At 61.8% G+C, this 24129-nt stretch carries 29 protein-coding genes; 27 read left to right on the top strand and 2 right to left on the bottom strand.

Annotation, left to right across the window (positions count from 1 at the left end; translation table 11 throughout):
• Positions 1–20: 20 nt before the first annotated feature.
• From rplN to AC0NIH_RS22280, 26 genes are all read left to right on the top strand, one after another.
• Positions 21–389 (top strand): 50S ribosomal protein L14, encoded by a 369-nt coding sequence (gene rplN / locus AC0NIH_RS22405; protein WP_006205457.1) that lies wholly within the window; start codon positions 21–23, stop codon positions 387–389.
• 12 nt (positions 390–401) lie between these two features.
• Positions 402–716, top strand: coding sequence for a 50S ribosomal protein L24 (gene rplX, locus AC0NIH_RS22400; RefSeq protein ID WP_006205456.1), 315 nt, complete (start codon positions 402–404; stop codon positions 714–716).
• Positions 709–1287, top strand: coding sequence for a 50S ribosomal protein L5 (gene rplE / locus AC0NIH_RS22395; protein ID WP_013895696.1), 579 nt, complete (start codon positions 709–711; stop codon positions 1285–1287). The genes rplX and rplE overlap by 8 nt, the downstream gene beginning before the upstream one ends.
• Positions 1288–1314: 27 nt before the next feature.
• Entirely contained in the window at positions 1315–1620 is a 306-nt protein-coding gene (gene rpsN, locus AC0NIH_RS22390) for a 30S ribosomal protein S14 (protein WP_013895695.1), read from the top strand.
• Between the two features lie 12 nt (positions 1621–1632).
• A complete protein-coding gene (gene rpsH, locus AC0NIH_RS22385) occupies positions 1633–2031 on the top strand; it encodes a 30S ribosomal protein S8 (RefSeq protein WP_006205453.1) in 399 nt (132 codons plus the stop codon).
• A gap of 89 nt (positions 2032–2120) precedes the next feature.
• The gene (gene rplF / locus AC0NIH_RS22380) at positions 2121–2654 is read left to right on the top strand and encodes a 50S ribosomal protein L6 (RefSeq protein ID WP_473464440.1); all 534 of its coding nucleotides are present in this window, start codon (positions 2121–2123) and stop codon (positions 2652–2654) included.
• A 140-nt stretch (positions 2655–2794) separates the two neighbouring features.
• Entirely contained in the window at positions 2795–3154 is a 360-nt protein-coding gene (gene rplR, locus AC0NIH_RS22375; protein WP_010909284.1) for a 50S ribosomal protein L18, read from the top strand.
• A gap of 76 nt (positions 3155–3230) precedes the next feature.
• Positions 3231–3794: a 30S ribosomal protein S5 gene (gene rpsE, locus AC0NIH_RS22370; protein WP_006333394.1), complete on the top strand. Its 564-nt coding sequence runs from the start codon at positions 3231–3233 to the stop codon at positions 3792–3794.
• A gap of 24 nt (positions 3795–3818) precedes the next feature.
• Entirely contained in the window at positions 3819–4016 is a 198-nt protein-coding gene (gene rpmD / locus AC0NIH_RS22365; protein WP_006205449.1) for a 50S ribosomal protein L30, read from the top strand.
• Positions 4017–4038: 22 nt separating this feature from the next.
• Entirely contained in the window at positions 4039–4512 is a 474-nt protein-coding gene (gene rplO / locus AC0NIH_RS22360; RefSeq protein WP_023768599.1) for a 50S ribosomal protein L15, read from the top strand.
• Positions 4513–4706: 194 nt separating this feature from the next.
• On the top strand, positions 4707–6047 hold the full coding sequence (gene secY, locus AC0NIH_RS22355; RefSeq protein WP_013895692.1) for a preprotein translocase subunit SecY: 1341 nt from the start codon (positions 4707–4709) through the stop codon (positions 6045–6047).
• Positions 6044–6652, top strand: a complete 609-nt coding sequence (locus tag AC0NIH_RS22350; protein ID WP_140576791.1) for an adenylate kinase — start codon at positions 6044–6046, stop codon at positions 6650–6652. Before secY ends, AC0NIH_RS22350 begins: the two co-directional genes overlap by 4 nt.
• 206 nt (positions 6653–6858) lie before the next feature.
• On the top strand, positions 6859–7227 hold the full coding sequence (rpsM, locus tag AC0NIH_RS22345) for a 30S ribosomal protein S13 (RefSeq protein ID WP_006205445.1): 369 nt from the start codon (positions 6859–6861) through the stop codon (positions 7225–7227).
• Between the two features lie 161 nt (positions 7228–7388).
• Positions 7389–7778 carry a 30S ribosomal protein S11 gene (gene rpsK / locus AC0NIH_RS22340; protein WP_006205444.1) on the top strand — a complete coding sequence of 130 codons (390 nt, stop codon included), beginning with the start codon at positions 7389–7391 and terminating at the stop codon, positions 7776–7778.
• A gap of 100 nt (positions 7779–7878) precedes the next feature.
• A complete protein-coding gene (locus tag AC0NIH_RS22335) occupies positions 7879–8889 on the top strand; it encodes a DNA-directed RNA polymerase subunit alpha (protein WP_006205443.1) in 1011 nt (336 codons plus the stop codon).
• A 104-nt stretch (positions 8890–8993) separates the two neighbouring features.
• Positions 8994–9425, top strand: coding sequence for a 50S ribosomal protein L17 (gene rplQ, locus AC0NIH_RS22330; protein ID WP_013895690.1), 432 nt, complete (start codon positions 8994–8996; stop codon positions 9423–9425).
• A 181-nt stretch (positions 9426–9606) separates the two neighbouring features.
• A complete protein-coding gene (locus AC0NIH_RS22325) occupies positions 9607–11100 on the top strand; it encodes a DegQ family serine endoprotease (RefSeq protein ID WP_023776148.1) in 1494 nt (497 codons plus the stop codon).
• Positions 11101–11141: 41 nt separating this feature from the next.
• The gene (locus AC0NIH_RS22320) at positions 11142–12449 is read left to right on the top strand and encodes a replication-associated recombination protein A (RefSeq protein WP_023776147.1); all 1308 of its coding nucleotides are present in this window, start codon (positions 11142–11144) and stop codon (positions 12447–12449) included.
• Between the two features lie 5 nt (positions 12450–12454).
• A complete protein-coding gene (locus tag AC0NIH_RS22315) occupies positions 12455–13132 on the top strand; it encodes a DUF930 domain-containing protein (protein WP_473464450.1) in 678 nt (225 codons plus the stop codon).
• Positions 13133–13291: 159 nt separating this feature from the next.
• The gene (locus tag AC0NIH_RS22310; protein WP_224731338.1) at positions 13292–14122 is read left to right on the top strand and encodes an aspartyl/asparaginyl beta-hydroxylase domain-containing protein; all 831 of its coding nucleotides are present in this window, start codon (positions 13292–13294) and stop codon (positions 14120–14122) included.
• A 340-nt stretch (positions 14123–14462) separates the two neighbouring features.
• On the top strand, positions 14463–16121 hold the full coding sequence (locus tag AC0NIH_RS22305) for a hypothetical protein (protein ID WP_473464452.1): 1659 nt from the start codon (positions 14463–14465) through the stop codon (positions 16119–16121).
• A gap of 67 nt (positions 16122–16188) precedes the next feature.
• Positions 16189–16563: a fluoride efflux transporter CrcB gene (gene crcB, locus AC0NIH_RS22300; protein WP_473464455.1), complete on the top strand. Its 375-nt coding sequence runs from the start codon at positions 16189–16191 to the stop codon at positions 16561–16563.
• A gap of 61 nt (positions 16564–16624) precedes the next feature.
• On the top strand, positions 16625–17605 hold the full coding sequence (locus AC0NIH_RS22295; protein WP_473464457.1) for an RluA family pseudouridine synthase: 981 nt from the start codon (positions 16625–16627) through the stop codon (positions 17603–17605).
• Positions 17606–17646: 41 nt separating this feature from the next.
• The gene (locus AC0NIH_RS22290; protein ID WP_473464852.1) at positions 17647–18519 is read left to right on the top strand and encodes a DMT family transporter; all 873 of its coding nucleotides are present in this window, start codon (positions 17647–17649) and stop codon (positions 18517–18519) included.
• A gap of 11 nt (positions 18520–18530) precedes the next feature.
• Positions 18531–19322, top strand: coding sequence for an ATP12 family chaperone protein (locus AC0NIH_RS22285; RefSeq protein ID WP_473464460.1), 792 nt, complete (start codon positions 18531–18533; stop codon positions 19320–19322).
• A gap of 183 nt (positions 19323–19505) precedes the next feature.
• Positions 19506–21395 (top strand): MFS transporter, encoded by a 1890-nt coding sequence (locus tag AC0NIH_RS22280; protein WP_473464463.1) that lies wholly within the window; start codon positions 19506–19508, stop codon positions 21393–21395.
• A gap of 83 nt (positions 21396–21478) precedes the next feature.
• Here AC0NIH_RS22280 and AC0NIH_RS22275 read toward each other — a convergent pair whose 3' ends face one another.
• Entirely contained in the window at positions 21479–21670 is a 192-nt protein-coding gene (locus AC0NIH_RS22275) for a DUF2735 domain-containing protein (RefSeq protein ID WP_473464466.1), read from the bottom strand.
• Between the two features lie 317 nt (positions 21671–21987).
• Here AC0NIH_RS22275 and AC0NIH_RS22270 point away from each other — a divergent pair, with 317 nt between their 5' ends.
• Positions 21988–23028: a glutamine synthetase beta-grasp domain-containing protein gene (locus AC0NIH_RS22270; RefSeq protein WP_023776139.1), complete on the top strand. Its 1041-nt coding sequence runs from the start codon at positions 21988–21990 to the stop codon at positions 23026–23028.
• Between the two features lie 120 nt (positions 23029–23148).
• Here the strand turns inward: AC0NIH_RS22270 and AC0NIH_RS22265 are convergent, their stop codons facing one another.
• Complete coding sequence (locus AC0NIH_RS22265) at positions 23149–23313, bottom strand: hypothetical protein (RefSeq protein ID WP_473464469.1); 165 nt, start codon at positions 23311–23313, stop codon at positions 23149–23151.
• Positions 23314–24129 lie beyond the last annotated feature (816 nt).

The raw sequence follows: 24129 nt of genomic DNA, 5'->3' as shown, positions 1-24129 counted from the left end.
AAAGAAGAAGGCGGCCAGTCATGATTCAGATGCAAACAAACCTCGACGTGGCGGATAATTCCGGCGCGCGTCGTGTCATGTGCATCAAGGTGCTGGGCGGCTCGAAGCGGAAATACGCTTCCGTGGGCGACATCATCGTGGTGTCGATCAAGGAAGCCATTCCGCGCGGCCGCGTTAAGAAGGGCGATGTGATGAAGGCGGTCGTGGTTCGCACGGCCAAGGACATCCGCCGCCCGGACGGCAGCGTGATCCGTTTCGACAAGAACGCGGCCGTTCTCGTCGACAACAAGAAAGAGCCGATCGGCACGCGTATCTTCGGACCGGTTCCGCGCGAACTCCGCGCCAAGAACCACATGAAGATCATCTCGCTCGCGCCTGAAGTGCTGTAAGGAGCCGGACCAATGCAAAAGATTAGAAAAGGCGACAAGGTCGTCGTTCTGGCCGGCAAGGACAAGGGCCGTTCGGGCGAAGTCCTCTCGGTTCAGCCGAAGGATGACACCGCGCTGGTGCGCGGCGTCAACATGATCCGTCGTCACCAGAAGCAGTCCCAGTCCCAAGAGGGTGGGATCATCACCAAGGAAGCGCCGATCCAGCTGTCGAACATCGCGCTGGCCGACCCCAAGGATGGCAAGCCGACCCGCGTCGGTTTCATCTTCCAGAAGGACGGCAAGAAGGTGCGCGTCGCCAAGCGCTCGGGAGAAGTCATCAATGGCTAAGGCTCAAAGCAAGCAGGCGACTGCCACCAACACTCCGCGCCTCAAGCAGGTCTACAACGAGACCATCCGCAAGGCGCTGCAGGAGCAGTTCGGCTACGACAACGACATGCAGGTTCCGCGCCTCGACAAGATCGTGCTGAACATGGGCGTCGGTGAAGCGACCGCCGATTCGAAGAAGCCTTCGGTTGCCGCCGAAGACCTGGCGATGATCGCCGGCCAGAAGGCCGTCGTCACCCGCGCCCGCAATTCGATCGCCGGCTTCAAGGTCCGCGAGAACATGCCGATCGGCGCCAAGGTCACGCTGCGCAAGGAACGCATGTACGAGTTCCTCGACCGCCTCGTGAACATCGCGCTGCCGCGCGTCCGCGACTTTCGCGGACTGAATCCGAAGAGCTTCGATGGCCGTGGCAACTACGCCATGGGCATCAAGGAACACATCGTGTTTCCGGAGATCAACTACGACAAGGTTGATCAGATCTGGGGCATGGACGTCATCGTTTGTACGACTGCGAAGACGGACGACGAAGCCAGGGCATTGCTCAAGGCCTTCAACTTCCCCTTCCGCCAGTAACGGCAGCGAGAAAAGGAAAAATCTGAAATGGCAAAGACCAGCTCAGTCGAGAAGAACAACAGGCGCCGCAAGCTTGCCGACCAGTACGGTCCCAAGCGTGCTGCCCTCAAGGCGATCATAATGGATCAGTCCAAGCCGATGGAAGAGCGCTTCCGCGCTCAGCTCAAGCTTGCCGCCATGCCGCGCAACTCGGCCAAGATCCGCATCCGCAACCGCTGCGAAGTCACCGGGCGCCCGCGTGCCTATTATCGCAAGCTCAAAGTATCGCGCATCGCGCTTCGTGATCTCGGCAATAACGGCCAGATCCCGGGCCTGGTCAAGTCGAGCTGGTAAGGAGGACATAACATGTCATTGAGCGATCCTCTCGGCGATATGCTGACCCGCATCCGCAACGCCTACGGCCGCAAGAAGTCGAGTGTCTCGACGCCGGCTTCGCGTCTGCGCACCCGCGTCCTCGACGTGCTGAAGGCTGAAGGCTATATCCGCGATTACAGCCAGACCGACTTCGACAACGGCAAGTCCGAAATCGAGATCGAGCTGAAGTATTTCGACGGCGCGCCGGTCGTGCGTGAAATCGCCCGCGTCTCGAAACCGGGCCGCCGCGTTTACGTTTCGGCCAAGTCGATCCCGCACGTCGCCAACGGCCTCGGCATCGCCATCCTTTCGACACCGAAGGGCGTGATGGCCGACCACGAAGCACGCGAACAGAATGTCGGCGGTGAGATCCTCTGCCAGATCTTCTGATCTGGCAGCTGACCGCAAAGTGGAATCCGGTCTTCGGATCGTTTCCGAAGACAGAGACCTGAAACAAGAGAAGTGACGAGGACAACAAAATGTCTCGTATTGGAAAGAAACCCGTTTCGCTGCCGCAGGGCGTGACCGCGACCGTCAACGGCCAGACCGTGACGGCGAGGGGCCCCAAGGGCGAGCTGAAGTTCGTGGTGAACGACGAAGTCCTGGTCAAGATGGAAGGCAGCGAGATCGCTGTCCAGCCGCGCGACCAGACCAAGACGGCCCGCTCCAAATGGGGCATGTCGCGCACGCAGATCGTCAACATCCTGCAGGGCGTGAAGGACGGCTTCGAGAAGAAGCTCGAGATCACCGGCGTCGGCTATCGTGCCGCACTTCAGGGCAAGAACCTGCAGCTGGCACTTGGCTTCAGCCATGACGTCGTCTACGAGACGCCGGCTGGCATCACCATCACGGTGCCGAAGCCGACGGAAATCACCGTGGCCGGCATCGACAAGCAGCAGGTCGGCCAGGTGGCCGCCGAGATCCGCGAATACCGCGGTCCCGAGCCCTACAAGGGCAAGGGCGTCCGCTACGCCGGCGAGAAGATCGTCCGCAAGGAAGGCAAGAAGAAGTAGTGGGCTTGGCCCCGAAAAGTTGAAGACTTTTCGGAAAGGGCCAAGCTGAAGAAGTGCAACGCCGCGGGGAGCGGTCGCGGGAGGCGCTTTCGCCTACCGCACATGGCGGCCCCCGTTTTTTGAAGGCAAGGAAAACCATCATGGGTACCAAGGAATCCACGCAGCGCCGTGCGCAGCGCGTTCGCCGCCAGATCAGGAAGGTCGCCGGCGAGCGTCCGCGTCTGTCGGTTCACCGCACCTCGAAGAACATCTATGTCCAGGTGATCGACGACGCCAAGGGCCACACCATCGCTGCCGCCTCGACGCTCGAGAAGGACCTCAAGGGTTCGCTCAAGACCGGCGCCGACACCGCCGCCGCCGCCGCGATCGGCAAGCTGATCGCCGAGCGCGCCACCAAGGCAGGCGTCAAGGAAGTCGTCTTCGACCGTGGCCCGTACATCTATCACGGCCGCGTCAAGGCGCTGGCTGAAGCTGCCCGCGAAGGCGGCTTGAGCTTCTGATCTTTCACCGTCGGCGACCCAAAGCGGCGCCGGCAATCAGCAACCCGTGCTTCCGGAAAAGAACAAGGAACAGGATATGGCACAGGAACGTAGGGATGGCGGCCGCGGCCGCGATCGTGAAGAACGCGATGACGGCATGGTGGACAAGCTGGTCCACATCAACCGCGTCGCCAAGGTCGTCAAGGGCGGCCGTCGCTTCGGCTTCGCCGCACTCGTCGTCGTCGGCGACCAGAAGGGCCGCGTCGGCTTCGGTCACGGCAAGGCACGCGAAGTGCCGGAAGCGATCCGCAAGGCAACCGAATCGGCAAAGCGCGACATGATCTTCGTGCCGCTGCGCTCGGGCCGCACGCTGCACCACGACGTCGAGGGACGCTGGGGCGCCGGTCGCGTTCTGCTGCGCGCTGCCAAGCAGGGTACCGGCATCATCGCCGGCGGCCCGATGCGCGCTGTCTTCGAGACGCTCGGCATGCATGACGTGGTCGCCAAGTCGATGGGTTCGTCGAACCCCTACAACATGGTTCGCGCCACCTTCGACGCGCTGAAGAGCCAGATGCATCCCAAGGATGTGGCTGCCGCGCGCGGCATCAAGTATTCGACCCTTCAGGCCCGCCGCGGCACCGCCGTTGCGGCTGAAGAATAGTCGATCTGACCAGGGATTTTGACCATGGCCAAGAAAGCAACCAAGACCATCACCGTTGAGCAGATCGGTTCGCCGATCCGCCGCCCGAAGGAACAGCGCGCGACGCTGGTCGGCCTCGGCCTCAACAAGATGCACAAGCAGCGCACCCTGGAAGATACGCCTTCCGTGCGCGGCATGATCGCTGCCGTTCAGCATCTCGTCCGCGTCGTGGACGAGGGCTGAGCCAAAGCGCAGGAGAACCCAGATGAAACTCAATGATCTGCGTGACAAGGACGGCGCAACGCACTCCAAGAAGCGTCTCGGCCGTGGCATCGGTTCCGGCTCGGGCAAGACCGCCGGTCGCGGCGTCAAGGGCCAGAAGGCGCGCTCCGGCGTCGCCGTCAACGGCTTCGAGGGTGGCCAGATGCCGCTTTACCGGCGCCTGCCGAAGCGTGGCTTCAACAACATCTTCGCCAAGAGCTTCACCGTCGTCTCGCTGGCCCGCATCCAGGTGGCCATCGATGCCAAGAAGCTCGATGCCAAGGCAACCGTGACGGCTGAATCGCTGGTTGCCGCCGGCGTCATTCGTCGCGTCAAGGACGGCGTGCGCATCCTTTCGGACGGCGAGATCAAGGCGAAGCTCGCCTTCGACGTCGCCGGTGCCTCCAAGGCCGCGATCGAGAAGATCGAAAAGGCCGGCGGCTCGGTCAAGCTGCCGGAAAAGGCAGCCGCGGAGTAACGGCAATTTGAAGCGCGACCGGTAAGAATGGGATCCCGTTTTTGCCCACGGTCGCGCTTTGATCTGCTCAATTAAGCGGCCGCGTCAACGCGGCCGCTTGCATGTTTAGAGCCCGGAGCTTATCTCGTGAGCTTCGGTGAAACGCACCGCCTGACCTCACGGGCCATCAAGCGTTACCAAGCGGAGAATCAGGCATGGCTTCGGCTGCTGAACAATTAGCCTCGAATCTGAATTTCTCGGCCTTCGCCAAGGCGGAGGACCTGAAGAAACGCATCTGGTTCACCATCGGCGCGCTGCTCGTCTATCGCCTCGGCACCTACATACCGCTTCCCGGCATCAATCCCGACGCCTTCGCCCAGGCCTTCTCCTCGCAGAGCAAGGGCGTGCTCGGCATGTTCAACATGTTCGCCGGCGGCGCCGTGCAGCGTATGGCGATCTTCGCGCTTGGCATCATGCCCTACATCTCCGCCTCCATCATCATGCAGCTGATGACCTCGGTCATCCCTTCGCTGGAAGCGCTGAAGAAGGAAGGCGAGCAGGGCCGCAAGGTCATCAACCAGTACACGCGCTACGGCACCGTGCTGCTCGCGCTGGTCCAGGCCTATGGCATTTCGGTCGGGCTGGAGAACGGCAACGGCATCGTCAGCGATCCCGGCATGTTCTTCCGCATTTCGACCGTCGTCACCCTGGTCGGCGGCACCATGTTCCTGATGTGGCTCGGTGAGCAGATCACCGCGCGCGGCATCGGCAACGGCATTTCGCTGATCATCTTCTCGGGCATCGTCGCCGGCCTGCCGCACGCCATCTCCGGCACGCTGGAACTCGGCCGCACCGGCGCCCTGTCGACCGGCCTGATCCTGGCGATCATCGTGCTGGCCATCGTCGTCATCGCACTGATCGTGTTCTTCGAGCGCGCCCAGCGGCGCCTGCTGATCCAGTATCCGAAGCGCCAGGTCGGCAATCGCATGTTCCAGGGCGACACCTCGCACCTGCCGCTCAAGCTGAACACGTCGGGCGTTATCCCGCCGATCTTCGCCTCGTCGCTGCTGTTGCTGCCGGCCACCATCGCCGGCTTCTCCCAGACGACCAACATGCCGGCCTGGGCCAGCACCATCCTGGCCTCGCTCGGCCACGGCCAGCCGCTCTACATGGCGTTCTACGCGGCGATGATCGTGTTTTTCGCCTTCTTCTACACAGCGATTGTCTTCAACCCGAAGGACACCGCCGACCAGCTCAAGAAGCATTCGGGCTTCATCCCGGGCTATCGTCCGGGCGAGCGCACCGCCGATTACATCGATTACGTTCTCACCCGCATCACCGTCGTCGGCGCCATCTATCTGGTGCTGGTGTGCCTGCTGCCGGAGTTCCTGATCTCGGCGACTGGCGTACCATTCTACCTTGGTGGCACATCGCTTCTGATCGTGGTCAGTGTCACGCTCGATACGGTTGCGCAGATTCAGGGCCACCTGATCGCGCACCAGTATGAAGGCCTGATCAAGAAGTCGAAGCTGCGCGGGGGGAAGAAAGCCAGATGAGGTTGATTTTGCTTGGGCCGCCAGGAGCGGGCAAGGGGACACAAGCACAAAGACTGGTAGAGAAACACGGCATACCCCAGTTGTCGACGGGCGACATGCTGCGTGCCGCCGTTCAAGCCGGCACCGAAGTCGGCAAGCGTGCCAAGGCGGTGATGGATGCCGGTGAACTGGTGTCCGATGCCATCGTCAACGCCATTGTTGCCGAGCGGATCGACCAGGCCGACTGCGCCAAGGGCTTCATCCTCGACGGCTATCCGCGCACGCTGGTGCAGGCCGATGCAGTCGAGCAGATGCTTGCCGAGCGTGGCATCGGCCTCGATACGGTCATTGAACTGGTCGTCGACGACAGGGCCCTGGTCGGCCGCATCGTCAAGCGCGCCGAGGATGCCAAGGCAGCCGGCCAGCCGGTGCGCAAGGACGACAATCCCGCGGTGTTCGAAGAGCGCCTGCGCGAGTACTACAAGAAGACCGCTCCGCTGACCGGTTACTATTACGCCAAGGGCAGGCTCAAGACTGTCGACGGAATGGCCAGCATCGACGCGGTAACCGCCGAGATCGAGGCCGTGCTCGCAGCGGCCGCTCAAGGGGCGGAGTCGGTAAATTAACGATTGCGCTTGACGGGAGCGGTTCGCTGCGGTATGGCGGCCCGTCTTCCTATCAGGCATGGGCTTTGCTTGTCCGCAAGGGCAAGGCAGTCGCTTTGAACTGGAAACTCCCGCATGGGCCGGCCTCCACCGGACGCGGGGCAACTTTGACAGCGCCGGATCTGCCTTTTTGAGGGTTGGCCGGCCCACATGGAGAAGAGAAGAACATGGCTCGTATAGCCGGCGTCAACATTCCGACCAACAAGCGCGTCGTCATCGCGCTTCAGTACATTCACGGCATTGGCAAGAAGTTCGCCCAGGAGATCGTCGACAAGGTCGGCATCCCGGCGGAGCGCCGCGTCAACCAGCTCACCGACGCGGAAGTGCTGCAGATCCGTGAGACCATCGACCGCGACTACCAGGTCGAAGGCGACCTGCGCCGCGAAGTGTCGATGAACATCAAGCGTCTCATGGACCTCGGCTGCTACCGCGGCCTGCGCCACCGCCGCTCGCTGCCGGTTCGCGGCCAGCGCACCCACACCAATGCACGCACCCGCAAGGGCCCGGCCAAGTCGATCGCCGGCAAGAAGAAGTAATTTTTTAGGGGAATAAGGGAGTAGGGGAGTAAGGCAGTAGGGAATGCCCGCCGAGCGGGTCGCACTTTTCCCTACTCCCTTACTGCCCTATTCCCCTACTCCCTTACGAAGGTGGAGCCGCTGGCATTACGGCGGTGTAGAGATCAACTGAAAGGACTATCATGGCCAAGGAAGCCGCTCGTGTTCGCCGTCGCGAACGCAAGAACATCTCGTCGGGCGTTGCCCACGTCAATTCGACCTTCAACAACACGATGATCACCATCACCGACGCGCAGGGCAATTCGATCGCCTGGTCGTCGGCCGGTGCCCAGGGCTTCAAGGGTTCGCGCAAGTCGACCCCGTTCGCCGCCCAGATGGCGGCCGAGGACGTTGCCAAGAAGGCCCAGGAACACGGCATGCGCATGCTCGAAGTCGAGGTCTGCGGACCTGGCTCGGGCCGCGAATCGGCGCTGCGTGCCCTGCAGGCGGCCGGCTTCACCATCACCTCGATTCGTGATGTGACGCCGATCCCGCACAATGGCTGCCGCCCGCGCAAGAAGCGCCGCGTCTAACATTATTGAACGCCGTGCGAACGCCGAAAGGCGTTCCTCCACGGTATTCCAGGTCGCCCGCCACGATTGGATGGTGGCGGGTCAACGGAAGGAAAGCATCATGATCCAGAAAAATTGGCAGGAACTGATCAAGCCGAACAAGATCGAGTTCTCGTCGAAGAAGAAGACGCTGACCACGCTGGTCGCCGAGCCGCTCGAGCGCGGCTTTGGCCTCACGCTCGGCAACGCGCTGCGCCGCGTGCTTCTGTCTTCGCTGCGCGGTGCGGCCGTCACCGCAGTGCAGATCGACGGTGTCCTGCATGAATTCTCGTCCATCGCCGGCGTGCGCGAGGACGTGACCGACATCGTCCTGAACATCAAGGAAATCGCCATCCGCATGGAAGGCGATGGACCCAAGCGCATGGTCGTGCGCAAGCAGGGACCGGGCGCGGTTCTGGCCGGCGACATCCAGACGGTTGGCGACGTCGAGATTCTCAACCCCGACCACGTCATCTGCACGTTGGACGAAGGCGCTGAAATCCGCATGGAATTCACCGTCGACACCGGCAAGGGTTACGTACCGGCAGAGCGCAACCGCGCCGAGGATGCGCCGATCGGCCTGATCCCGGTCGACAGTCTGTATTCGCCGGTCAAGAAGGTCTCCTACAAGGTCGAGAACACCCGCGAGGGCCAGGTTCTCGACTACGACAAGCTGACCATGACCATCGAGACGGACGGTTCGATCTCGGGCGAGGACGCAGTGGCGTTCGCCGCTCGCATCCTGCAGGACCAGCTCGGCCTGTTCGTCAACTTCGACGAGCCGCAGAAGGAAGTCGCGGCGGAAGCCGTCACCGAGCTCGCCTTCAACCCGGCGCTGCTCAAGAAGGTCGACGAACTCGAGCTTTCCGTGCGTTCGGCCAACTGCCTGAAGAACGACAACATCGTCTACATCGGCGATCTCATCCAGAAGACCGAAGCCGAGATGCTGCGCACCCCGAACTTCGGCCGCAAGTCGCTGAACGAGATCAAGGAAGTGCTGGCAGCGATGGGCCTGCACCTCGGCATGGAAGTGCCGGACTGGCCGCCGGAAAACATCGAAGACCTCGCCAAGCGTTACGAAGATCAATATTGAGCATGAATTCCAAGGATCGGCGGCCTTGGCCGCTCGATCCGACGGTCATGCGGAAAACCATCAGAGGCCGTGTCCTCTTGAACAACTGAAGAAGGAAATGAGCCATGCGCCACGGTTTCAAAGGCCGTCGCTTCGCCCGAAGCATTAGCCATCGCAAGTCGATGTTCGCCAACCTCGCCGTGTCGCTGCTCGAGCACGAGCAGATCGTCACCACCTTGCCGAAGGCGAAGGACCTGCGTCCGATCGTCGAGAAGCTGGTGACGCTCGGCAAGCGCGGCGACCTGCACGCCCGCCGCCAGGTGATCGCGCAGATCGGCAATGAAGGCGTCGTCAAGCGCCTGTTCGACACGATCGCCCCGCGCTACGCCAACCGTAACGGCGGCTACCTGCGCATCATGAAGGCGGGCTTCCGTCACGGCGACAATGCCGCGATGGCCGTCATCGAGTTCGTCGATCGCGACACCTCGGCCAAGGGCGCCGGTGACCGTGCCCGCCTCGAAGCCGAAGGCACCGAAGCGGACGCCGCGGCCGCATAAGGTCACGTCTTTCCAGAATGAATTGAAGGGGCCTGCGGGCCCCTTTTTCATGTTCTGCGCGGTTCAAAGCACGCCCATAAAGATCTGCTTGCGCGAAAATAATCGGATTTCAGCGGCTTAGCCTTTCATTTTGCACAATCGTCGGGACAATGCGCCCGAACTTGCCTTGGAGGATTCGCGAATGCGCGCCAAAAGACTGTCCCTTGTCCTGCTCTGCGCCTTCATAGTGTTCGCAGCCGCACCGGCAGTTCGGCAGGCGTTGGCCGAAGACGCCGCAAAGCCAGCCGATCCGGGCCTGTCGGACGTGCTGACCGATCTGTTGCATGGTGTCGAGGGCGAAAACGCTACCTCGGGACCCGACAAGCGCGTGCCGTTCGGCCGCGAAGAGGTGCAGCTGTCGTTCGCGCCGCTGGTCAAGCAGACGGCGCCGGCCGTGGTCAATGTCTACGCCTCCCAGACGGCCAAGGTCACATCGCCTTTTGAAGGCGATCCGTTCTTCGAGGAGTTTTTCGGCCGTGCCCGGCCGCGCGCGCAGTCCTCGCTGGGTTCGGGCGTGCTTGTCGATCCGAGCGGCGTCATCGTCACCAATTTCCACGTCATCAAGGATGCCGACGAGGTCAAGGTGGCGACCGCCGACGGGCGCGAATTCACCAGCAAGGTAATGCTGAAGGACGAGACGCTCGACCTTGCCGTGCTCAAGATCGAATCCGACAAGCCATTCCCGGTGATCGCCATCGGCGATTCCGACGCGCTCGAAGTTGGCGATTTGGTGCTGGCCATCGGCAATCCCTTCGGCGTCGGCCAGACCACCACAAGCGGTATCGTCTCCGCACTTGCCCGCAGCCATATCGGCGTCTCGGACTCGGGCTACTTCATCCAGACCGACGCCGCCATCAATCCCGGCAATTCCGGCGGCGCGCTGATCAACATGGGTGGCCAGCTGGTCGGCATCAACACCGCCATCTATAGCCGCAGCGGCGGCTCGATCGGCATCGGCTTTGCTATCCCGGCCAATATGGTGCGGGCTTTCGCCGATGCCGCCAAGGCCGGCCTCGATTTCTTCGAGCGCCCCTATATCGGCGCCGAGTTCGAGGCGGTGACGCCGCAGATCGCCGAATCGCTTGCCATGGAAAAGCCGACCGGCGCCCTGGTCTCGTCCGTCGATGCGACGGGACCGGCGGGCAAGGCGGGGCTGAAGCCGGGCGACGTTGTGCTGCAGATCAACGGCAAGCCGGTCGAGAGCATCGAGGCGCTGGATTATCGCATGGCGACGCTGTCGATCGGCACCAAGGCCAATTTCGCGATCCTGACCAAGGGCCAGCAGGCGGCGATGGACATCGCGCTGGAGCGCGCGCCGGAGGGTGCGAAAGCCTCGGAGGTGACGCTGCATGGCCGCAGCCCGTTCTCGGGCGCCAAGGTCGCGGAGCTGTCGCCACGGCTTGCCCAGAAGCTCGGCCTGCGCACCGATCTCAAGGGCGTGACGGTGATCGACATCAACCGCGACTCTCCGGCCGCCGATTTCGGTTTCATGCCGGGCGACATCGTGCGCGAGGTCAACGGCACCGCGATCGACACTGCCGCGACGCTGGCGCAGGCTGCCCAGCAGGATACGCGCTGGTGGCGCTTTACCGTCGAGCGCGGCGGGCAGATACTGCGCCAGGTGTTGCGTTACTGAGCTCGATCTGAAGAGATCGCGCTCCAAACCAAAAGAAGTGCATGGCCGATCTGTTCAGCGTTGACGAACCGGAAAAGACGCCGCCTGGACGGCCGCTGGCCGACAGGCTGCGGCCGAAGAATCTTGGTGAGGTCGTTGGCCAGGAACATCTGACCGGGCCAGATGGCGCGCTGACCCGGCTGATCGGCTCGGGTTCGCTCGGCTCGATGATCTTCTGGGGCCCGCCCGGCACCGGCAAGACCACGGTGGCAAGGTTGCTTGCCGGCGAGACCAGCCTTGCCTTCGAGCAGATATCGGCGGTGTTTTCCGGGGTCGCCGACCTGAAGAAGGTCTTCGAGGCCGCCAAGCTGCGCCGCGCCAATGGGCGCCAGACATTGTTGTTTGTCGACGAGATACATCGTTTCAATCGCGCCCAGCAGGATTCCTTTCTCCCCGTCATGGAGGATGGGACAGTCGTCCTGGTCGGTGCCACGACCGAAAACCCGTCCTTCGAACTCAACGCGGCGCTGTTGTCGCGCGCGCGCGTCATGGTCTTTCATTCGCTCGGCGAGGACAGCATCGCCAAGCTGATGACGCGGGCGGAGGAGACGGAGGGCAGGGCACTGCCGCTAGACGATGAGGCGCGGACAATGCTCATCCGCATGAGCGATGGTGACGGACGCGCCTCCCTGACGCTCGCCGAGGAAGTCTGGCGTGCCGCCAAGCCCGGCGAGGTGTTCGATCCCGAAGGGCTGCAGCGCATCGTGCAGCGCCGTGCGCCGATCTACGACAAGGGCCAGGATGGCCATTACAATCTGATCTCGGCGCTGCACAAATCGGTGCGCGGCTCGGATCCCGACGCCGCGCTCTACTATCTCGCGCGCATGTTCGATGCCGGCGAGGATCCGCTCTATCTCGGCCGCCGGCTGGTGCGCATGGCGATGGAGGACATCGGCCTTGCCGATCCGCAGGCACTGGTCGTCGCCAACGCCGCCAAGGACGCCTACGACTATCTCGGCTCGCCCGAGGGCGAACTCGCCTTTGCCGAGGCCACCGTCTATCTCGCCACCGCGCCCAAATCCAACGCCGTCTACACCGCCTTCAAGGCGGCCACGCGCGCTGCCAAGGAGCACGGCTCGCTGCTGCCGCCAAAGCATATTCTGAACGCGCCGACCAAGCTGATGAAGGAAGAGGATTACGGCGCGGGCTATCGCTACGATCATGACGAGCCGGACGCCTTTTCGGGCCAGGACTATTTTCCCGAGAAGATGGGCCGCCAGACCTTCTACGATCCGCCTGAACGTGGTTTCGAGCGCGATATCAGGAAGCGGCTCGATTATTGGGCAAAGCTGCGCAAAGAGCGGGAATAGCCGGCTTGCGCGGCCCGGTGGTCGTCACGCTTCGAAACGAGGCTTCGCCCTGGGGTGTTTCCGCCTCTGTTGTCTTGCACACGCTGCTCGCCGCCACGCTGGCCCTAATGCCATTGCCGAAGCCGCCGAAACGGCTGGAGGAAGAGCGCGTGTCGGTCGACATACTGACGCCCCGGCAATTCGAGGCCTCGACCAGGCCGCCACCGGCGCCAACACCGCCTCCGGCCCCGGAGGCACGAACCCCGGCGCCAAGGCCACCGCCGAGCGCTCCTCAATCTCGACCGACCACCGCGCCGGCCATGATCCGGCCGACCGAGATGCTGTCGGCCAAGACGCTCGCCGATCCACGCAGCCGGCAGGCGCGCGCCGATCTCGCCACCTTCGCCTCCGACGAGCGCATGGTGCAATTGTGCAATCTGGAGGCCATGGACCAGATTCGACGGTGGCGGGCGGACTTTCATCCGGAACGCGTCGTGCCTTACGCGACGGCGGAGGAAAAAATCACTGGGACCACGATTGCCGCCAATGGTGCGGCTTTCCGCAGCCGCAAAAACTGGTACAGTTTGACGTTCAAATGCCAGCTCGCACGAGACGGCGAAAGCGTCATCGGCTTTGAGTTTCTGGTCGGCGATCCCGTGGCCAGGGAAAAATGGGACGAGCTTGGTTTGCCGGCGGTGCATTGACCGAAGTCCGGCGACCTCCACGAGGCAGCCGCCAGGCACGATGCCGTGACCGTTGTGTGGTGACCCAAAAGACCTTATCAAGGCGCACGGCCGGGCGGTGGTCGTTGCCGTGACTTTGGCAGTTCATTCGCAACAGGATCGCGCTCCGCGCGTGGAAAAATGACAAAAACCCTTCGCAAATCCCTTCGCAAATTCGCCATTGCCGTCCCGCTTCTCGCCCTTGGCTTCTATTTCATCCCCATCCTGACGACGATCTTCATCGTCTGCGGCCTGATCGACGTGCTGCGCAACGACAGGAAGGATCTGTCGCTGTTCTCGGGCTACTTCCTCGGCAACGGCCTGTTCACCTGGCTGCTGTCGCCGTTCAACCTGCTGGTCGATCTGCTCTGCTACAGGAATCCCGGCGTGTGGAAACTGGAGCAGTTTCCCGCCGATTATCAGCGCGAGGTCAATGAGGTCCTGGACATCTTCAAGGCGCGCAAGGACGAGATCATCGCCGACATCGATGCCAATTTCGGCGCCGGCCGGCGCGGCATGTATGTCTACCAATGGTACGGCAAGCACCGGATCGACAACGTCGCCGAGTTCAACAAGGATTTCAAATACATCAAGACGATCGCCGTTTCCGTCTTCAGCAAGCGCGAATCGACCTCGTGGCACTTCGGCCCGCTGCGGCTCAGCCTGCGCATTCTCTACAATCTGATCCCGGTGAAGTCGGAGATCTTCGTCGAATGCGGCAACGTCAAGAATTACTGGTACGACAATCCGCTGTTCATTTTCGACGACACGCTGCTGCACCGCTCGGTCAACGAGTATGACGGCCGCCGCTACTGCGTGTTCATGGACATCATCAGGCCGTCCCCGGTTCCCCGCCTGATAGCAGGCATGCTCGCCATCGTCTCGGTCAGCGTGGAGCGCATCAATTCGATGTTCTACAAGAACTGGAAAATGATCGGCTCGACCAAGCCGAAGAAAGTCGAAACCACCTGAGTTGAAAGCATCGACGCTGTCGGGCTCCGCCGGCAGCGTCCTGGTGGCTTGCGAGGTGTGGTCAACTTTGACAGTGCTCGTGCACAGGCTTGGCATCCAAGTCTTGAATCTCCGCTACCCCCCTTGAGCCTCCGGCACCGGGACTCCACTCGACAATGCCGTCGCTGGGCTTGAGGCGAGCAAGGCGTCTCCGCGCCTGTTCTTCACCGCCATTTGGGCTCTCGACAATTCATTATATGAATCGTCTCGCTAGATTCGCATTTGCCGGAACGGCTCCTGCGTTGCGAGTTGGTGCGGTTCGGGTTCCACGGCTCTGTCTTTTCCTCCCAGGCGGCCTCCAGTGACAAAGAACAAAATCTTCGGATTCTGGACGGGAGCTTACATCTGCACCCTGATACCGGGCCTTGTTCTGAGCGCCATATATATAGGCCTTGAAGAGCCCGTCTATTATTGGGACTTCGTCGCCTACTTCAATATATTCCAGCATCAAGGGGCGCTCCTCATCGAGAGTCCTTTTCAATGGCTAAGCCAGTTGGCCACCTCTATCGCGACAGATGACTATGGTTCGGCGATTTTGGCGCCGTTGATGCCGATTTATGTACTTTTCGGAGGTTCGCGATATGCGTTTGTCGCCGGAATAGTCGCGGTCTATCTGGTACCGACGGTTCTCCTCATAGCCCGAATGAGCTATTTGGAGGCGACTTCCGAGACGTCTTCGCCCCGAGCCTGGCTCGCCGTCTGGATTGCGGCCTTCCTCTACGTTCCGTTCTGGGCGCCGACGCTTCGTGGAATGCCGGACATTGCCGGTTGTCTTGCCATTACCACGGCGACCTATTTTCTTTGGAAGTCAAAGTTTCTTACCCGCGAGCCGGTGATCAGCGGGATTTGCGTGGGCGTGTGCCTGTGGCTGGCGTTCATGCTGCGTCGCTGGTACGCCTACGCCGTCATTGGCATCGCCGTTTCCGCCGCCTTCTTTTGTTTGCTGCAGATTGCAAGGGATCGGAGCTATCCGTCCTTCGGCAAAGCGGCATTGGGCGGCCTGTGTGCGATTTTCGTTATTGCCGCGGCCGCATTGAACTTCCAGCTACCGCTGATCGCCAGGATTCTGGGCACCAGCTATGGCGATCTCTACAGCGGATACAGGACGACCTTCCTCATCCAGCTTGGCGAGATGGAATCCCGGCTCAGCTATGTGAACTGGCTGCTGATCTTCGTTGGCCTCTATCTCTCGGTCGTGCGCCGCAATGGGTTTTCGCTGTTGTGCGCCTTTGCCTCGGTGTTCGCTTTCTTGATCTTTATCCGCACGCAGGATCCGGAGCGGCACCATTCATTGCCGATGTTTCTTTGGCTGTTCCCGGCATACGCCCAAGCAATCGTTGCGATCGTTTGGATGCCGGCACTGAAACCACGATGGTCGGCCGCCGCGATCGCTTGTGCCGCCGGATTTGCTTTTTTCGGCACGTTTTTTCCAATTGGTCGTCAACTGTTGTCGCCGGTTGGCTTCGTTTTCGCCGAGGAAGCGACGCTCCCGCTACACCTCGACAATCTTCCCGAATACAGACGCCTGATTGCCGACCTGCTTGGCAAAATGAAAGCTGAGGATCGTTTTTCGGTGTTTGCCTCGGGCGCGGTTTTGAGCGACTCGCTGTTGTTTGGTTTGGATCCCAAGCTCATTCCGCACGTCGGATGGATTTGTCAGGTGGATAGTCGCGATCAATTCCGGCCGGAGGCTTTGAAATCCAGATATGTCGTCGTGGCTGACCGCCCTGTCATCCATCTGCAGCCGGGTGCGCAGATCTGTGTCACGCTCCCCAACCAGTATATTCTCGAGGGAAAAGGCATCGGCGCTGCCTACAAACGCGTTGAAACCTACCAATTGTCCGACGGCCTTACCGGTTACCTCTATGAGCAGGTGCGCCCGGTCGGCAAAGCCGAAGTCGATGCCCTCTACAGCGAGTTCCAGAAGAAATATCCGAACTGGACGGCGCCCGAGTGGTGAAGGCGGGGTCGACTGTCGGGCCTTGAAGGGATTGACGCCACCGCCCTTGCATGGGCAGTAAATGTCCATGTTCAATCTGCTTCTCGTGGTCGTCGGCGGCGGCATCGGCGCCGGCATCCGTCATTTCGCCAATATGGGCGCGCTGCGCCTCGTCGGCCCCAACTATCCCTGGGGGACGATGGCGATCAACATCGTCGGTTCCTTTGCCATGGGTCTGTTCATCGCCATCCTGGCGCGCCGTGGCGGATCGACCGAAGTCAGGCTGTTTATCGCCACCGGCATCCTTGGCGGCTTCACCACCTTTTCCGCTTTCTCACTGGATTTCGCGACATTGTGGGAGCGGGGAGCCACGCTGCCTGCGTTTGGATATGCGCTTGCCAGCGTCATTGGCGCCATTATCGCCCTGTTTCTGGGACTTTGGCTCGCAAGAAGCCTGCCTTAGTGCTATTGCCGCGCCGAGAGCAGGGCCGGGCCCTGCCGGGAAATGGATAAGCGAAGAAAATATGGCAGGCGTTGAACAGATCACGGTGGAGGCCGGCGAGGCGGGCATGCGGCTCGATCGCTGGTTCAAGACCCATTTCCCGGGCCTCGGCTTTGGCCATCTGCAGAAGCTGCTGCGCTCGGGCCAAATCCGCGTCGATGGCGGCCGGGTCAAGGCGGACAGCCGTGTCGAGCCTGGCCAGGTGGTGCGTGTTCCGCCGCTCGAGGTCGACAAGAAGGGCGAGAGCCCGCTCACCGGCCACTCGATCCGCAACCAGGGCGATGCCGACGTCCTGGCCAAAATGCTGATCCATGAGGATCCGAAGGTTTTCGTCTTCAACAAGCCGGCGGGTCTGGCGGTGCAAGGCGGTTCGGGCGTTACCCGCAATGTCGACGACATGCTGGAAGCCTGGCGCAACCAGAAGGGCGAGAAGCCGCGGCTGGTCCACCGGCTCGACCGCGACACGTCGGGCGTGCTGGTCGTTGCCCGCACGAGGCTGGCCGCGATGAAGCTCTCGGAGGCATTCCGCGCCCGCGAGACCAAGAAGACCTACTGGGCGCTGGTCAAGGGCGTGCCTCCCAAGCGCGAGGACAAGGTCTCGACCTGGCTGATCAAGGAGCCGACACCCGACGGCGACCGGGTGCGCATCGCCGCGCATGGCGAAAAAGGCGCCGACCATGCCGTATCCTACTACCGCATCATCGAGCAGGCGGCGCAGACGATGACCTGGCTGGAAATGGAGCCCTATACCGGCCGCACCCACCAGTTGCGTGTCCATGCCGCCTATATCGGCTGCCCCATCATCGGCGATCCGAAATATTTCGAGGCCGACACCAATTGGGATTTTCCCGGCGGCATCCAAAATCGCCTGCATCTGCACGCGCGGCGCATCGTTATCCCGCACCCGGACAAGGGCTTCATCGACGTCACCGCGCCGATGCCGCCGCATATGCGCCAGAGCTGGAACCTGATCGGCTTCGACGACGCCAGCGCGGAGGATTGATCGTGGTCACCGACACGCTCGATCGGCGCGACACGGTCGACATGGCCGCCGCCGCGATCATGGTCGGCCTGACTTTTTCCTGGGGACTGAACTACGTCGCCGCCAAGATCTCCTATGCCGGTTACGACCCCGTCTTCCTGTCGATCGCGCGTTCGATCATCGGCGGCTTCTGTGTCTTCCTCTGGTGCCGCTGGCGCGGCATCGCGCTGTTCACGCGCGACGGCACCTTGCTTGCCGGCATCGCAGTGGGCGTGCTTTTCGGCGTGGAATTCCTTTGCCTTTACGTTGGCCTGGAACATACGACCGTTGCCCGCAACACGCTGCTGGTCAATACCATGCCGTTCTGGATGCTGATCGGCGGCCACTTCCTGCTTGGCGAACAGATCACCTTGCGCAAGTTCCTCGGCCTGCTCTTGGCCTTCGCCGGTCTTGCCGCGGTTTTTTCCGACAAGCTCGGCGGCGGCGGGGACATGCTGTTCGGCGATATTCTGAGCCTGGGTTCCGGCTTCTTCTGGGCCCTGACCAACATCCTCATCAAGCGCTCGAAACTGGTCGAGGCGAGTGCCGAAAAGCTGCTGCTTTACCAACTCGCCGGCGCGGCCATCGTTGGCCTCCTGGTTCTGCCTTTGGCGGGCCCGCCGGTTCGCGATCCCGCGTTGCTGCCGACCTTGGCGCTGCTGTTCCAGGCGCTCTACATCGTCGCCTTCACCTACGTGTTGTGGTTCTGGCTGCTGCGCCGCTATCCGGCGTCGGGCCTGTCCAGTTTCACCTTCCTGTCACCGGTGTTCGGTGTTTTGTGCGGCGCAATCATCTTGAACGAACCGCTGACCATCCGCATCTTCCTGGCACTTGGTCTGATTGCCGCCGGCCTGATCATCGTCAACCGGCCGGCGCGCAAGCTGACACCGGTGTGAGAGAGATTTTCATGCGCGATATCCTCAACGACCTCGAAGCGGGCAAATACCTTTCCGATCCGGACCCGGTGCGCCGCGCCCAAATCCAGATGAAGACACCGCTGCCGAAGCGCTTCTACAAGACCGTCTCGGTTGCGCCGGTGGAAGACGGGTTTGCCGTCCATCTCGACGGCAGACCGGTGCGCACACCGGGCAAGGCGCTGTTGTCGCTGCCGACCGAAGCAGCCGCGGCGCTGGTTGCCGACGAGTTCGCCGCACAGGGCGAGACCATCAATCCAGTGACAATGCCGGTGATGCGCCTGGTCAACACCGCCATCGATGGCGTCGCCAGCGATCCGCAAGCGGTGCTGGAAGACATATTGCGCTTTGCCTCGTCCGACTTGCTTTGTTACCGCGCCGATGCGCCGCAAGGGATGGTCGAGCGGCAGAACGAGCACTGGGACCCGGTGATCGATTGGGCACGCCGCAGCCTTGGTGCCCGCTTCAACCTTGCCGAAGGCATCATCCATGTCGAGCAGCCGCGCGAGACGATCGCCGTGCTGGGCGCGCATCTTGCTCAGCGCGCCGAGCCGCTGCGGCTTGCCGCCATCCACGTCATGACCTCGCTGACCGGTTCGGCGCTGCTGGCGCTGGCTGTCGATTTTGGCGAGCTCGACGTCGAGGCCGCCTGGGCCGCCGGCCATGTCGATGAGGACTGGCAGATCGAGCAGTGGGGCCAGGACGCGGAGGCGGTGGCCCGCCGCTCCGCCCGCAAGCGCGACATGATGGCCGCCGTCCAGCTCCTGGAAGCGCTCAAGGCCTGAGCGTCGCACGGCTTTGCCGCACCGCACCTAATACCAAAGTCATAATCCCATCGTCGCTCTGCCGCCGGGGGGCGCTTTCTGTCATTTTTTCCGTGACGGCTGTCGTTGAGTCCGCGTTCGGAGGAGAACGCCGACGATTAAAACGCAGCGTCGAGGACAAGGGTCTCACGGGAGGAAAACGCAATGGCATTGGCATCGACCGCCGGCGGAACGAGCCGCGGCATGACGCGGGAAGAGAAGAAGGTCATCTTCGCTTCCTCGCTCGGCACCGTCTTCGAATGGTACGATTTCTATCTCTACGGCTCGTTGGCGGCCTTCATCGGCTCGACCTTTTTCGCTCCGACGATCCCTGAGGCGACACGCAACATCTTCGCGTTGCTGGCCTTTGCCGCCGGCTTCCTGGTGCGTCCGTTCGGCGCCCTTTTGTTCGGTCGTATCGGCGACCTCGTCGGCCGCAAATATACGTTCCTAGTCACCATGACGATCATGGGCCTGTCGACCTTCCTGGTCGGCCTGCTGCCGGGGTATGCAACCTTGGGCATCGCCGCTCCGGTGATCCTGATCATCCTGCGCATGCTGCAGGGCCTGGCGCTCGGCGGCGAATATGGTGGCGCGGCGACCTATGTCGCCGAGCACGCGCCCGATGACCGCCGGGGTTTCTACACGTCATGGATCCAGACGACGGCGACGCTCGGCCTGTTCCTTTCGCTGATCGTCATCCTGATCGTTCAGGGCTCGTTGAGCAAGGAAAGCTACGCCGCCTGGGGCTGGCGCATTCCGTTCATCGTTTCCTTCCTGCTGCTCGCCGTCTCGATCTGGATCCGGCTGTCGCTTTCGGAGTCGCCGACCTTCCAGAAGATGAAGGACGAGGGCAAAGGCTCCAAGGCGCCGCTCTCCGAGGCTTTCGGTCAGTGGAAGAACGCCAAGATCGCGCTGCTGGCGCTGCTTGGCCTCACCGCCGGCCAGGCCGTCGTCTGGTACAACGGCCAGTTCTACGCACTGTTCTTCCTGCAGAACGTGCTGAAGGTCGATGCGCAGTCGGTCAACATCATGATCGCCATTGCGCTGGCCATCGGCTCGATCTTCTTCGTCGTGTTCGGCTGGCTGTCCGACAAGATCGGCCGCAAGCCGATCATCATGGCTGGCCTTGCGCTGGCCATTGTCTGTACCTTCCCGCTGTTCAAGGCATTGACCTGGGCCGCCAATCCGGCGCTCGCCAAGGCACAGCAGAGCACGCGGGCAACGGTGACGGCAGCGCCCGGCGACTGCAGGTTCCAGTTCAATCCGGTCGGCACCGCCAAGTTCACGACGTCCTGCGACATCGCGACTTCGTTCCTGACCAAGAACTCGGTTCCCTACGACGTCGTCTCGACGGCCGCGGCCGGAACAGCCGCGTCGGTCAAGATCGGCAACGAGACGGTGGAGTCCTACGACGCCGTCGCCGCCGGCGACCAGGCCAAGGCCAAGGACGCCGCCTTCGTCAAGGCCGTCAACATGTCCCTGCAGGACAGCGGTTATCCGCTGAAGCGCGCGGCAATCAAGGTTGCCGACCAGAAACTCGACGCCTTCATCGCCGCCAACCCTGAACTGAAGCTCGATGCCGCCGCCATCCGTGGCGGCGAAAAGACAGCGGTGCCGACCGAGCAGGCGGTCAAGGACAAGATCCTGACCACCGATGAGGCAGCAGGCGCGCCCGAAGTCACTGTCTATAATATACCGGGTGGCGGTCCCTTCGCCATGTTCGCGGATCCGGCAGCCGTCAACTGGCCGATGACAATCGGCATCCTGTTCATCCTGGTGCTGTTCGTGACCATGGTCTACGGCCCCATCGCGGCGATCCTGGTCGAGATGTTCCCGACCCGTATCCGCTATACCGGCATGTCGCTGCCCTACCACATCGGCAATGGCTGGTTCGGTGGCCTGCTGCCGGCAACGGTGTTCGCCCTCAGTGCCTACAAGGGCGACATCTACTACGGCCTTTGGTACCCGGTGGTGATCGCGGCGATCACGCTGGTCATCGGCATGATCTTCGTCAAGGACACGCTCGGAACCGATCTCCACACCAAGCAGTAGCCGATCGGATCCGCTTGCCAACAAAAAGCCCGGCGTGAGCAATCACGCCGGGCTTTTTCGTGTCCGACACCTGAAGAGGCGGCTCAGCTCTTCCGCTGGTCTTCTTCCTCGACGGCCGCTTCGTGATACCAGCCGTCAAAATCGGCGTGCGTGTTGCGCAGCGAGGCAAGCTCTGCCGCGAACTTGGCCTTTGCGCCCAAATTTGAGGCAGATTTGCGGGCTGCCAGAGGGAACATCAGGATCTTTGCCGACGGACGGGAGATGGTGACTTCCATAAGCGGCCTCCTTTCTTTCGCGGGAGCTTTTCGATTCAGCTTTATTGCAAGATAGGTTGTGCGATTCATTTAGGCAATATGCCTACGAAAAGATCATATTTTGCATATTATTTGTGCATTTTGCATTGTTGATCGATCTCGATCCATCCATGAGGCGGCTCAACAAATTCAACCGTGTATCGCCGCCATTTTGCCGCACCCGCCGGCGCCCGAATGGCACACGAATTGCATTTTAGTGATCCGGCAGGGCCGGCTGCTGACGGCAGACGCGTGTCGACGCTGTTCAGTGTTCGGTGATCAAGCAACGAGAGGCTAGAATGACGAAATACAAGCTCGAGTACATTTGGCTCGATGGTTACACCCCGGTCCCCAACCTTCGCGGCAAGACGCAGGTCAAGGAATTCGCCGAATTCCCGACGCTCGACCAGCTGCCGCTGTGGGGTTTCGATGGTTCCTCGACCATGCAGGCCGAAGGCCACAGCTCCGATTGCGTGCTGAAGCCGGTCGCGGTTTATCCGGACCCGACCCGCACCAACGGCGTGCTGGTCATGTGCGAAGTCATGATGCCTGACGGTGTGACACCGCACGCCTCCAACAAGCGCGCCACCATTCTCGACGACGAGGGTGCCTGGTTCGGCTTCGAGCAGGAGTATTTCTTCTACAAGGACGGTCGTCCGCTCGGCTTCCCGGAGACCGGTTATCCCGCCCCGCAGGGCCCGTACTACACCGGCGTCGGCTACAAGAACGTCGGCGATGTCGCACGCCAGATCGTCGAGGATCATCTCGACCTTTGCCTCGCGGCCGGCATCAACCATGAAGGCATCAACGCCGAAGTGGCCAAGGGCCAGTGGGAATTCCAGATCTTCGGCAAGGGCTCCAAGAAGGCCGCCGACCAGATGTGGATCGCCCGCTATCTGCTTCTGCGCCTGACCGAAAAATACCGCATCGACATCGAATTCCACTGCAAGCCGCTTGGCGACACCGACTGGAACGGCTCGGGCATGCATGCCAACTTCTCGACCGCCTACATGCGTGAAGTCGGCGGCAAGGCGTATTTCGAATCGCTGATGGCGCAGTTCGACAAGAACCTGATGGACCACATCGCCGTCTACGGCCCGGACAACGACAAGCGCCTGACCGGCAAGCACGAGACCGCGCCGTGGAACAAGTTCAGCTACGGCATCGCCGACCGCGGTGCGTCGATCCGCGTGCCGCACTCCTTCGTCAAGAATGACTACAAGGGTTACCTTGAAGACCGCCGTCCGAATTCGCAGGGCGACCCCTACCAGATCGCTTCGCAGATCCTGAAGACGATCTCGCAGGTTGCGACCGACGCATCGGTTTCGGCTGCCGCCTGATTGTTTTCGCGGCGCGGACGCAAGATCTGCGCCGCACCAGAACGACCACGAAAAAGGCCCTTGCGGAAAACGCGAGGGCCTTTTTCGTTATGCTTGTGGGGCGAGGCACGTCCGCCTTGGTCAGCCGGCGTCAGCTCCACGTGCTTTTAGCGCCGCGACAACCTTCGCATGCGGCAGGGCAGGGCTGCGGTTGCCGTCGCGGCAGATCATGTCACTGTTGGCGACGAGCGCATTGAGCACCGCCGCCTTCGGGCGCCCGAGCCTGATCGCGACGCTGCTGATCATGGCCGTGGCGGCGATCTATTACGAACTTGCTGGATAGATGTCGAACTTGCCGGATAAGTGACGACTTGCCGGATAGGCGGTCGTGGTGCTCGCCAGGCGAACCGACTGGAACCTGCACGGCCCGGACGCGTCGCCCTCCGACGTTCTGTCCTTGCGAGAACCCCGGCCTTCTGAACTGACCCCCGAAGGTTGTGTCCAACTTTTGAGGGCAGTTCGCCGGGGTTCTTTTTGCCGTGCTGGCCCGGCGGGGCGAATTCCCCCAAAAAAAGTCAGGTTGAAAAGGACGGGGCAATTTCCTGTCACGGAGAGGCTTTTGGCAGGCGCCTTTTGCCGTCACGAAATGTCCAGCGTTTCCGAGTTCGTTGAAAAAGCCCGGAAAACAGCCAGTTTCAGCTCGTCCGTAGACCAATGATCCCCTATATAAGCCACTGTTCATACAACGAAAACGGCGATTTATGCCTCGGGCTGGCGGCGTTGACAGATCACGCCGCGGCATGCGTATTCGAACCTTGGGTTACGCCAAAGCGATGCTGTTCGAACGGGGCGGGGTTTCTTGAACGACGGCATTGGCGGGGGCGCCGGACGAGCGGGCATTGCAGCCTGAGGCAGTGTGCCGCTCGCTCCTGGCGATTTTTCCGCGCGGAAAACCATCTGCCGCTCACCGCAAATGGGCCGCGATGGCCCAGTGTTCCGACCGTGACCGACGTTGCCTGCCCTCGGCAAATCCAGCTAACAAACGATCCCCGTGAACCAAAAGCGGTTGGCCGCTGTCGCATCGCTGGTCACGCAAACCATCCGCGGACATCTGGTGGCAGC

Source organism: Mesorhizobium sp. WSM1386 (genome assembly GCF_055901595.1).
Note: the sequence above shows the minus strand (reverse complement) of the source record. Positions and strands in the feature narration are given on the sequence as shown.

Bases quoted from the DNA above. Each gene is read 5' to 3' on its own strand.
- rpmD (WP_006205449.1), top strand. From the start codon at position 3,819: ATGGCCAAGAAAGCAACCAAGACCATCACCGTTGAGCAGATCGGTTCG.
- rpsE (WP_006333394.1), top strand. From the start codon at position 3,231: ATGGCACAGGAACGTAGGGATGGCGGCCGCGGCCGCGATCGTGAAGAA.
- rplO (WP_023768599.1), top strand. From the start codon at position 4,039: ATGAAACTCAATGATCTGCGTGACAAGGACGGCGCAACGCACTCCAAG.
- rplE (WP_013895696.1), top strand. From the start codon at position 709: ATGGCTAAGGCTCAAAGCAAGCAGGCGACTGCCACCAACACTCCGCGC.
- rpsN (WP_013895695.1), top strand. From the start codon at position 1,315: ATGGCAAAGACCAGCTCAGTCGAGAAGAACAACAGGCGCCGCAAGCTT.
- AC0NIH_RS22285 (WP_473464460.1), top strand. From the start codon at position 18,531: ATGCGCGATATCCTCAACGACCTCGAAGCGGGCAAATACCTTTCCGAT.
- AC0NIH_RS22310 (WP_224731338.1), top strand. From the start codon at position 13,292: ATGACAAAAACCCTTCGCAAATCCCTTCGCAAATTCGCCATTGCCGTC.
- AC0NIH_RS22280 (WP_473464463.1), top strand. From the start codon at position 19,506: ATGGCATTGGCATCGACCGCCGGCGGAACGAGCCGCGGCATGACGCGG.
- AC0NIH_RS22320 (WP_023776147.1), top strand. From the start codon at position 11,142: ATGGCCGATCTGTTCAGCGTTGACGAACCGGAAAAGACGCCGCCTGGA.
- crcB (WP_473464455.1), top strand. From the start codon at position 16,189: ATGTTCAATCTGCTTCTCGTGGTCGTCGGCGGCGGCATCGGCGCCGGC.
- rpsK (WP_006205444.1), top strand. From the start codon at position 7,389: ATGGCCAAGGAAGCCGCTCGTGTTCGCCGTCGCGAACGCAAGAACATC.
- secY (WP_013895692.1), top strand. From the start codon at position 4,707: ATGGCTTCGGCTGCTGAACAATTAGCCTCGAATCTGAATTTCTCGGCC.
- rplF (WP_473464440.1), top strand. From the start codon at position 2,121: ATGTCTCGTATTGGAAAGAAACCCGTTTCGCTGCCGCAGGGCGTGACC.
- AC0NIH_RS22275 (WP_473464466.1), bottom strand. From the start codon at position 21,670: ATGGAAGTCACCATCTCCCGTCCGTCGGCAAAGATCCTGATGTTCCCT.
- rplN (WP_006205457.1), top strand. From the start codon at position 21: ATGATTCAGATGCAAACAAACCTCGACGTGGCGGATAATTCCGGCGCG.
- rplR (WP_010909284.1), top strand. From the start codon at position 2,795: ATGGGTACCAAGGAATCCACGCAGCGCCGTGCGCAGCGCGTTCGCCGC.
- rplX (WP_006205456.1), top strand. From the start codon at position 402: ATGCAAAAGATTAGAAAAGGCGACAAGGTCGTCGTTCTGGCCGGCAAG.
- AC0NIH_RS22335 (WP_006205443.1), top strand. From the start codon at position 7,879: ATGATCCAGAAAAATTGGCAGGAACTGATCAAGCCGAACAAGATCGAG.
- rpsH (WP_006205453.1), top strand. From the start codon at position 1,633: ATGTCATTGAGCGATCCTCTCGGCGATATGCTGACCCGCATCCGCAAC.
- AC0NIH_RS22265 (WP_473464469.1), bottom strand. From the start codon at position 23,313: ATGATCAGCAGCGTCGCGATCAGGCTCGGGCGCCCGAAGGCGGCGGTG.
- rplQ (WP_013895690.1), top strand. From the start codon at position 8,994: ATGCGCCACGGTTTCAAAGGCCGTCGCTTCGCCCGAAGCATTAGCCAT.
- AC0NIH_RS22350 (WP_140576791.1), top strand. From the start codon at position 6,044: ATGAGGTTGATTTTGCTTGGGCCGCCAGGAGCGGGCAAGGGGACACAA.
- AC0NIH_RS22325 (WP_023776148.1), top strand. From the start codon at position 9,607: ATGCGCGCCAAAAGACTGTCCCTTGTCCTGCTCTGCGCCTTCATAGTG.
- AC0NIH_RS22290 (WP_473464852.1), top strand. From the start codon at position 17,647: ATGGCCGCCGCCGCGATCATGGTCGGCCTGACTTTTTCCTGGGGACTG.
- AC0NIH_RS22270 (WP_023776139.1), top strand. From the start codon at position 21,988: ATGACGAAATACAAGCTCGAGTACATTTGGCTCGATGGTTACACCCCG.
- AC0NIH_RS22295 (WP_473464457.1), top strand. From the start codon at position 16,625: ATGGCAGGCGTTGAACAGATCACGGTGGAGGCCGGCGAGGCGGGCATG.
- rpsM (WP_006205445.1), top strand. From the start codon at position 6,859: ATGGCTCGTATAGCCGGCGTCAACATTCCGACCAACAAGCGCGTCGTC.